Source organism: Methanobrevibacter sp., from assembly GCF_017406825.1.
GTDB lineage: Archaea > Methanobacteriota > Methanobacteria > Methanobacteriales > Methanobacteriaceae > Methanocatella.
In genome coordinates this window covers 1-8,902 of record NZ_JAFQXT010000026.1, presented here as the reverse complement: position 1 = coordinate 8,902, position 8,902 = coordinate 1, and the positions used below count along the sequence as shown (strand labels likewise).

Here is an 8,902-nt window from a genome sequence, read left to right as displayed (position 1 = left end):
TATATGGATAAAAAACTTTACAATATTTTGTTCATATGTTTAATCGGGTTATTTCTAATTTCAGCGGCAAGTGCAAGCGATGCAAATCAGACAAATGATAATTTGACTAGTGCGAACCATCAAATCACCTCCGATTTGACCAATGAGGATATCCAGGCAATGTTTGATAATGCCAATGATGGGGATAGCTTTGAGTTTACAGACAGTGCATACAATGACATTTCCTTAGTTGTGGATAAGAAGCTAAACATCATGTCAAAAAGCAACTCAAAGATTTATGCATCTAATCAAATAACTTCAAAAGCCGGTGATTTGGGAATAACAGACACTTTCGGATTTTACTTCACATCTAATGGTGCGGGCAGTATTTTATCTGGAATAACTCTCATTTCATCCAATAGTGATTATGGTATTGTCGTTGATTCTGCAAATGGCATAACAATCAATAAGAATGTGATTGCAGGTGGTAAAAATTCCATTCTGATTAAGAATTCCAAGGATATAACATTGACCAATAACAATATTTCAAAAGCCGCAGCAAATGGGGTTCAACTTAAAAACGTTAAAAACTCCATTGTTTCAGGAAATGACATTTCACACAACAAAAGATCAGGAATCGAAACATCAAACATATATTATTGCAATATAACAAATAATACGGTTCACCACAATAACTTCAATGGAATTTCCATGTTCAACGTCTCTTCTGGAAATATTCTTAAGCATAATATCGCCTATGAAAACCCTAACGGGATTTATATTGATTCCCAATCAAGCAATGATGTTATCAATTCAAACTCATTCATTAACAATCGCCGAAACACTGATTATGAATTGGGAGCATTCGAATCAGGAAACGGTTTGCTGTTCGGTGCAGATTTCAAAACAGCAAAAGAAGGCAACCCTTCAAGATTGGAAGTTAAATATAATGTCCTTGCACACAATGAAGGATATCAAGCCAAAAACAATCCTGATTTGCCTGTTTTCAAATTAGGTGACAACTGGTTTGACTCCACTGATGACGAAAACACATTCGTATGCCCAATGCTTCTTGCAGGAATCATGAGAATGGACACAATATCCATTAAAAATGGTATTGGCCTTCAGATGTATGATACAAATGGCAATGCGGTTCAGGAATTCGGTACCTTTGACACAACAGTCAACATTAACGGAAACCAATACACTGCAAAATTCGTCAACGGCAAGGCAATCATCGATGCCAATCTCGATCCTGACAAGGAATATGATGTTGAAGTCATGATTGGCGGAAAGCCGGTCACCTACAAGTATAAGGCGGGATCCGGAGATGAAGGTGCCAACAAGGACTCCCAGACATCACAGACAACCAACGGCAAGACTGGTGCAAATGGTTTCAGTTCACAAACTTCAACCAGTGCAAGTAGTGGTGCCGCTAAGGGATTCGGTGAAGATGGAACTTCCAACAGCGCCCATTATGCTAATTCCAATCAATCAGGCGTTCATGGAACAAACGCATCAGGAAACTATCAGGATTCATCAGACAATGGTGAAAGTGAATTAACTAACGGTAACATTAATACCGGAGATGCCAGTGAAGGTGAAGTGTCTGAAGAAGGTAAAGCATATGAAATTGTGCCTCCAAGCAAGATTTCAAAAGAAATCACAGATACGTCCGGTCTTGTGGTGTTAAGCATTATTTCTGTTATGGTAATGCTTGTCTATGGGTACTGGCGCAAAGAGGAATACGAATAACTTTTTTCTTTTTTTCTTTTTTATATGATGAAAATCTAATTATTATCAATGACAATCAAAACTAATTCTTTAAAGTTGAATACCAACAAGAACTTCGAAATCATTGACATCACATCAAGAATCAATGAAGTGATCGATATTGAAGATGGAATAATCTCCATTTTTTCAAAACACTCCACTTCAGCCATTGTAGTCAATGAAAATGAATCCGGCCTTTTAAAGGATTTGGAACTCGTTCTAAACAATCTTATTGGTGATGAGTTCAGTTATGAGCACGACAGAATTGATAATAATGCAAAATCACACTTGAAATCATTCCTGCTTTCATCCAGTGAATGTCTGCCGATTAAAAACGGCAGATTGGACTTGGGCACATGGCAGTCCGTTTTCTTCATCGAACTTGACGGACCAAGACATGGAAGAACAATAAGTTTAACAATAATAGGCGAATAATATATTAATAAGATGTGAATAAATGGGGGTGGAGCAATGGATGATGAAACATTAATAGCTTATGGATATGTAATAAGTTCTTCTTATAGGGAAAGATCTGTAAAATCTCTTAATGACAGCAACAAGATTCCAACAGATCTGGCTGAAGACATTGGAATTCGTTCAAATCACATTTCAAAGGTATTGCGAGAGCTTAAGGAATGCGGTGTTGCCGAATGCATCAATGAGGAAAAACGCAAAAACAGAGTATATAGATTAACACCTAAAGGTGAAGATGTAGCTAAACTCATTGATTAATGCTATTTTTTTAAGGTGGTGTCATTAAATTGAGAAGATGGACAATAATTTTAATAGTGATTATAATCTTTTTGTTAATTCTGATATTTCTTTTCAATAATTATGATGCTTCTCCGCAAGTGAGTAATTACTCTGCTATGGAAACACAAATGAGAAAATTATGGTATTGAAAAAGAATTTAGTTTAAAAATTCTATTTCAAATGCAATTACAGGATAATCCAGTGTGAAGTTGGTGATTACTTCAGGTGATACTTCACCAAAGAAACCTTTTATTGAACCTTTTTGAGCCACGCCGGTAACATCGGCTACTCTGCCTGCAATGAATGTCTTATTTTCGCTGTCGGATATCTCCATTGAGTATCCGAGGTTTGCCAAGATACTTGTAACAACTGATTTTATCTCGGTAAAGTTAGCGGTTGAATGGCAGATTACACCAGCCAGTTTTTTAGAGGAAACAGTTTTGTTCTCTTTTGTTTCATCCATGTATAGAACATCACCGATTTCAAAGATTTTCTGTGGAAGGTCTTCATGCTTGTTGTCTTCCAAAAATTCCATAAGGCTGTTGATTAGGCTGGTTCTAATCATTGTTCTGTCGATTGTGATTGGCCTTGCAACCTGAACGTGGGGTTCTTCTTCCTGATTCATGTTTTTGTAATGTGCTTCCTCGCTGGTAAGCATTAGGCTCATTACTTCCTGGAATCCTAAACCGATCATTACTTCACGGATGGTGCTTTCTGCTTTAAACCAGTTATTTTCATAAGCAACGGTGTTGATGTCAGGCAATTCGGCAACAATATCATTAATATGGTATTGCACTGCGATATTTTCAACGATATCGACTTCATGCAGGATATCTACCCTATATGCAGGAATGATGGCCTTAACCTCATTGCCGTTTAAGATTTCCGCATCAAAACGGGCCTTTTCAAGCAGGCCTTTGATGTCTTCAGCGGTTAAGGAGGTTCCACCAATCAATTCATTGGCTGTATCAACATGAACGTTCATTTCCTGTGGAGTCAAATCAGGTGTGACAATGGTTTTGTCTTCATATCTGACTTCCATGGATTTGATTTCTCCTCCAACTTCGGCAAATGATGAGCAGATGATGTTCAATGCCTGGTAAACTGCTCTTTCATCAGTACCGGTCACATCCACAATAATGTTTCTGGTATCTTCTTTAAGTTTGGTAAGCTCTCCGTTAATGATTGGAGGCATGGATAGGATATTATCGTTTTTATCTAAGATTAATGGATATTTATCAAATTCTTCAATTAAATGAGCATAGTCCTTACCTTTATCATGCTCGGTTAAGATTTCTTCAGGAGTCATTTCAAAGTCCTTTTCCAATGGAACAAATGCATTGGCATCTTTAGGAGTTGCGATATATTTGAATGGAGCTTCCACCACATCGGCATTATGAATACCGATTGCAACTTTTTTCCTGTCCCTTCCGATTACCCAGTGAAGATTTTCCTGGAAATCCATACAGTATTTGAGTTTGTCGCCGGAAAAATCAACATTGCTGATTTTTGCAAATCCTATAAATGGTCTGATTGAAGCAACATCACTGTCCACTGTCACATATTCTCCGGATTCTTCAACTGCATAATCCGGCAATCCGGTTTCCTGACCGATAAATCCCTTAAAAGATCTGGCCACTCCTTCAACAGATAAATTATCCGGACGGTTCGGGAAGAATTCCACCTTGATTTCTTCATCGTCAAAGTCCTCAATGTCACTGGACATCATAGGTAATGTGTCTATCAATTCATCTTTTTCCATATCTATTCCTAAATCTTTTAAATCTTGATATTTAAATGTTATAACCGGCATTTAATAACTCCATTATTTTATAAACCATAAATTAAAATGAAAAATAGAGATTCAACTACAAAATGCAATGCTCTATGTTCTAATTCGCCCATATCACGTATTAAAATGGTATGGGTAATATCGATTACAAAGTGAATCAGGGCTGCTAGAATTCCGACAGTCGGATTTAAGAAAACTATTGACAATACAATAAAATGGAATCCAGCTTCCATTATTTCATGTGCAAGCCAGGTCTGCCATGTAGAATGAGTGGATTGTTGTATTAAACCACCTAACAGAATATAGAAGTTATTCAAGACTTTCCACATGAGGGTGGTGTGCAATACATCACTTATAGCCAATACGACAGCAACATAAAACCATAATAATTCCATTTTTACACAGTCCTTTTTACTTGATAATATTAATAATTTGATTTTGTTATATAATATAGTTAACTATCTACTTAATGTTTTTAAATAATAAACTACATAATTAAAAATATTATTGTTACTTAATTATTTTAGGAGAAAATTTATGTCAAAGCAAGAAATTCCTAAAGACTATGACTTTAAAAAAGAAAAAGAATGGGAGCAAAAATGGGAAGATGACAAAATCTACAAATATATTGGAGACGGGTCTCGTCCCAGATATGTAATTGACACTCCCCCACCATACCCAACAGGAGCAATTCACTTAGGACATGTTCTCAATTGGGTTTACATTGATATGAACGCAAGATACAGAAGACAAAAAGGATTTGACGTGCTGTTCCCACAGGGATGGGACTGTCACGGTCTTCCAACCGAAGTGAAAGTTGAAGAAACTTACAATATCAATAAAAATGATGTTTCAAGGGCACAATTCAGACAATACTGTATTGACCTAACCACCAAAAACATTGCAAGCATGAAATCAGACATGAAAGCAATGGGTTATTCACAGGACTGGACCCGCGAGTTCGTCACAATGACTCCGGAGTATATGAAAAGAACACAATACTCATTCCTGAAAATGTATGAGGATGGCTTGATTTATCAGGGAATCCATCCTGTAAATTGGTGTCCTCGCTGTCAGACAGCTATCGCTTTTGCAGAAGTTGAATACAGCGACAACACTACATTCTTGAACTATGTAAACTTCCCTCCGGCAGTGGAGGACTCTTATGATGATATTGTTTCCTCACAATCTTCAGGAAAACAGGCCAACCCTAAAACTGAAGGTATCCTGATCGCGACTACCCGTCCCGAATTGATGTCTGCTTGTGTAGCTGTTGTAATTCATCCGGAAGATGAAAGATACACTCATCTTTTAGGAAAATATGTGGAAGTTCCTTTATCACATCAGAAAGTCAAAATCATTGCAGATGAAGAGGTAGACCCTGAATTCGGTACTGGTGCAGTAATGATTTGTACCTTTGGGGATAAGACTGACGTAAGCTGGGTTCAAAAATATGATTTGGAAATCATCAATGCAATCGATGAAACAGGCACATTAACCGCCGCTGCAGGCAGATACGAAGGAATGGACTTGCAGTCCTGTAAAAAACAAACAATCGAAGACTTGGACAGTGAAGGATACCTGTTAAAACAGGAAGAGGTCGACCAGAATGTCGGTCAATGCTGGAGATGCAAAACCCCTATCGAAATTCTTGTGAAAAAGCAATGGTTTGTAGCTGTTCGCGATTTGATTGAAAAGACCAAAGTTGCTGCAGATGAGATGAAATGGGTTCCTGAGCATATGAAATCCCGTATGGTAAACTGGGCGGATTCCATGGAATGGGACTGGTGTATTTCAAGACAAAGAATATTTGCAACCCCAATTCCTGTATGGTACTGTAAGGACTGTGGAAAAGTGATTTTACCTGATGTGGAAGACCTGCCGATTGATCCAACTGTAGATAAGCCGAAACATGCATGTGAATGCGGATGCGAAGAGTTTATCCCTGAGGAAGACGTATTGGATACATGGATGGATTCATCTATCTCACCGCTATCCATTGCAGGATGGCCTGATGAGGATTATATCAATCATTTCCCATCAAATATCCGTCCGCAAGGACACGACATCATCCGTACATGGGCATTTTACACTACTCTAAGATGCATTGCATTAACAGGTCTAAAACCGTTTGACGATATCGTAATAAATGGTATGGTATTCGGTGAAGACGGAAACAAAATGAGCAAGTCAAGACCTGAATTTGTGGTGGGTCCTGAAGAGGTAATCGAACAGTACGGTGCAGATTCATTAAGGACATGGGCAGCTAACAGCGTTCCTGGATCTGATGTAATATTTGACTGGAAAGACATTAAGCACGGATACAGATTCCTTAGAAAATTCTGGAACGCATTCAGATTCATAAGCATGCAGATCTTTGATGAGGAAGTGGCCTATGATGAGGTTAAAGATGATTTAGGACCTCTTGATTTATGGATATTATCAAAACTCAATAATTTAAACATTAAAGTGGACAATGCCTTTGCAGATTACAATTTCGCAGACACCATAACCTCAATCGAAAGGTTCTTCTGGCATGATTTCTGTGACGAATACATTGAAGCCGTTAAATACAGGTTATACACTGACGTTTCAGACGAATCCAGAAAAGCTGCAAAATACACCTTAAGAACAGTTGTTGAAACATCCCTTAAGTTACTCGCTCCAATCGCTCCGTTCTTTACAGAAGAGGTATACCAATACTTCTCAGACGAATCGATCCACACTACATTATGGCCTGAAGTCTATGATGAACTGATCAGCGAAGAGATGGAAACCAAGGGAGAGACCACTGTTGAGTTGATTGATGAAGTTAGAAGATTCAAATCAGCATCAAAAATTCCGCTGAATGCGGAACTTGCAGAGGTAAACGTGTATACTTCAGATGATTCATTGGTGGAAATATTCAATGAATTCGATGACGATTTGAGAGGAACCTTAAAAATCAATGATTTGGCAATCAGCTCAGGCAAACCTGAAGTTCATGAAAAAATCATAGAAGTTGAACCGGACATGTCACAAATAGGACCAACATTCAAGGGAGATGCCGGAAAAATCATCGGTTATCTGAAATCAACCCCTATCGATGAAATCGGTTCTGTTTTACAGGAAAATCATGAACTAACAATCGGTGACATTGTAGTTCCTGAAGACATGCTGAATATCAAAAAGGAGATTGTCGGAGCATCCGGTAAAAAAGTGGATATCCTGCAGTCAGAAAACTTAGATATGATTGTGGAAGTAATTAGATAATTACTTCTCAAAATCTTTTTTTTTAAACATTCAATTGATTGTGTTAATGTTTACAGCATTAGGTTTCATCACGCCCTTTTTCTTGTCGAGCCTTTCTTCGGTGTAAAAACTAACACTTGTATATTCCTTGAAATCTTCATTTCTTCCATTGAAATCATGTTTTGCAAAGAAATAAGATTCCTCATCTTCGCCTTTAATAAATCCTACCTTTCCGTTAGGCAATATCCTGCTTATAATGCCATATTTAAGCTCTTGGCCTTTGTATCTCAAGGAATTCCAGAAGGGTTTAAGGTCTTTTTCGATTTTCCAGTATTGGGTGTTTTCACTGTCAAGACCCGCTTTCTCTATTTGTTCGGCTAATCTGTCATCGATTTTCCATTCCTTGTTGAGTCTGATGCAGTATTCAAGATACCTGTTTTGCAGAGCCTCTTCAGGATATTCATCTTCAACCAAATCAGCAATCAATGAATAGACGTTCACCTTGCTTTCACTTGGAGCAGGGGTCAATGCTGCATCGATTGCATATGATAATGAATTTTCAAAGTCTCCGCTGAAATAATAGCTGTTGGCTATTTCGGCTTTGATGTACCAGTCGGGCTTTTTGGCCATGATTTCTTTCAGATAACCAATGGCCTCATCATATTCTCCAAGTTCATTGGCGCATTTGGCCAATCTCCATTTGAACCAAACGTCATCTGTCAGCCCATCCAGTTCAAGTGCCTCTTTTGACAATTCGTAGCATCTGTCGATATCATCAAGTTTCAAAAGGGCCTTTGTTACTTGGCTGTAATATTTTTCTTTATTTGAAGGATATTTTCTTCCGTTGAAATCACTGGCTTTTGCACTCAAATAATCGGGATTTATCAGTTCGGCCCACATGAGAGCCTCTTCAAAATCGTTTGTCTTGTTCAGGTTTTCAAGAACTTTCAGAACAGTTAATGTATAAGGACATGGGTATTTGCTGTCTGATGTTTGGTCCTGTTGCTTTTTGACTTGTGTTATCAGCTCAGCATTCTCAAGCATTTCCTCAGCATCGTCATTGTCCTTGATGTATTTATTGTATAAGATCCAACTGAAATTATTTTTGTCAAATTTTGAGAATGCTTCAGGTGATGTTTCCCAATATTCACGGTAGATTTCCTCTGCTTCGTCATTCTTGTTTTCTTTCTTGAATCTTTGTGCTAATTTTAATTTTTCTTTGGTAACGGCATCCATGTTAACACATCCTATGTATCTATATTGTTATTATCTTATAAAAAACAATACATTTAAATGTTAAATATAAAGTAATTAATAACAATAAGGTGATAGTTTGAGTTTTGATGTCAAGGAAGCAATTTTAATATTCGTTCG

At 37.6% G+C, this 8,902-nt stretch carries 7 protein-coding genes; 4 read left to right on the top strand and 3 right to left on the bottom strand.

All coding sequences use genetic code 11. The features are described 5' to 3' along the window. From IJF99_RS04480 to IJF99_RS04470, 3 genes are all read left to right on the top strand, one after another. Nucleotides 1-1,734 (top strand): right-handed parallel beta-helix repeat-containing protein (locus IJF99_RS04480; protein WP_292792497.1); only part of this gene is annotated, 1,734 nt, incomplete at its 5' end. Between the two features lie 48 nt (nt 1,735-1,782). Further along, entirely contained in the window at nt 1,783-2,187 is a 405-nt protein-coding gene (locus IJF99_RS04475) for a secondary thiamine-phosphate synthase enzyme YjbQ (protein ID WP_292792495.1), read from the top strand. Nucleotides 2,188-2,223: 36 nt separating this feature from the next. Continuing rightward, nucleotides 2,224-2,484, top strand: coding sequence for a winged helix-turn-helix domain-containing protein (locus tag IJF99_RS04470; protein WP_292792493.1), 261 nt, complete (start codon nt 2,224-2,226; stop codon nt 2,482-2,484). Nucleotides 2,485-2,662: 178 nt separating this feature from the next. Here IJF99_RS04470 and pheT read toward each other — a convergent pair whose 3' ends face one another. Together pheT and IJF99_RS04460 are read right to left on the bottom strand one after the other, a co-directional pair. After that, entirely contained in the window at nt 2,663-4,318 is a 1,656-nt protein-coding gene (pheT, locus tag IJF99_RS04465) for a phenylalanine--tRNA ligase subunit beta (protein WP_292792491.1), read from the bottom strand. 17 nt (nt 4,319-4,335) lie between these two features. Next, complete coding sequence (locus tag IJF99_RS04460) at nt 4,336-4,692, bottom strand: hypothetical protein (RefSeq protein ID WP_292792489.1); 357 nt, start codon at nt 4,690-4,692, stop codon at nt 4,336-4,338. Between the two features lie 142 nt (nt 4,693-4,834). On the opposite strand from IJF99_RS04460, the gene IJF99_RS04455 reads away from it, so the two are divergent. Further along, nucleotides 4,835-7,549, top strand: a complete 2,715-nt coding sequence (locus IJF99_RS04455) for a valine--tRNA ligase (protein ID WP_292792487.1) — start codon at nt 4,835-4,837, stop codon at nt 7,547-7,549. A gap of 30 nt (nt 7,550-7,579) precedes the next feature. On the opposite strand, the gene IJF99_RS04450 is transcribed toward IJF99_RS04455, so the two are convergent. Continuing rightward, nucleotides 7,580-8,764, bottom strand: coding sequence for a hypothetical protein (locus IJF99_RS04450; protein ID WP_292792485.1), 1,185 nt, complete (start codon nt 8,762-8,764; stop codon nt 7,580-7,582). Between the last annotated feature and the right edge of the window lie 138 nt (nt 8,765-8,902).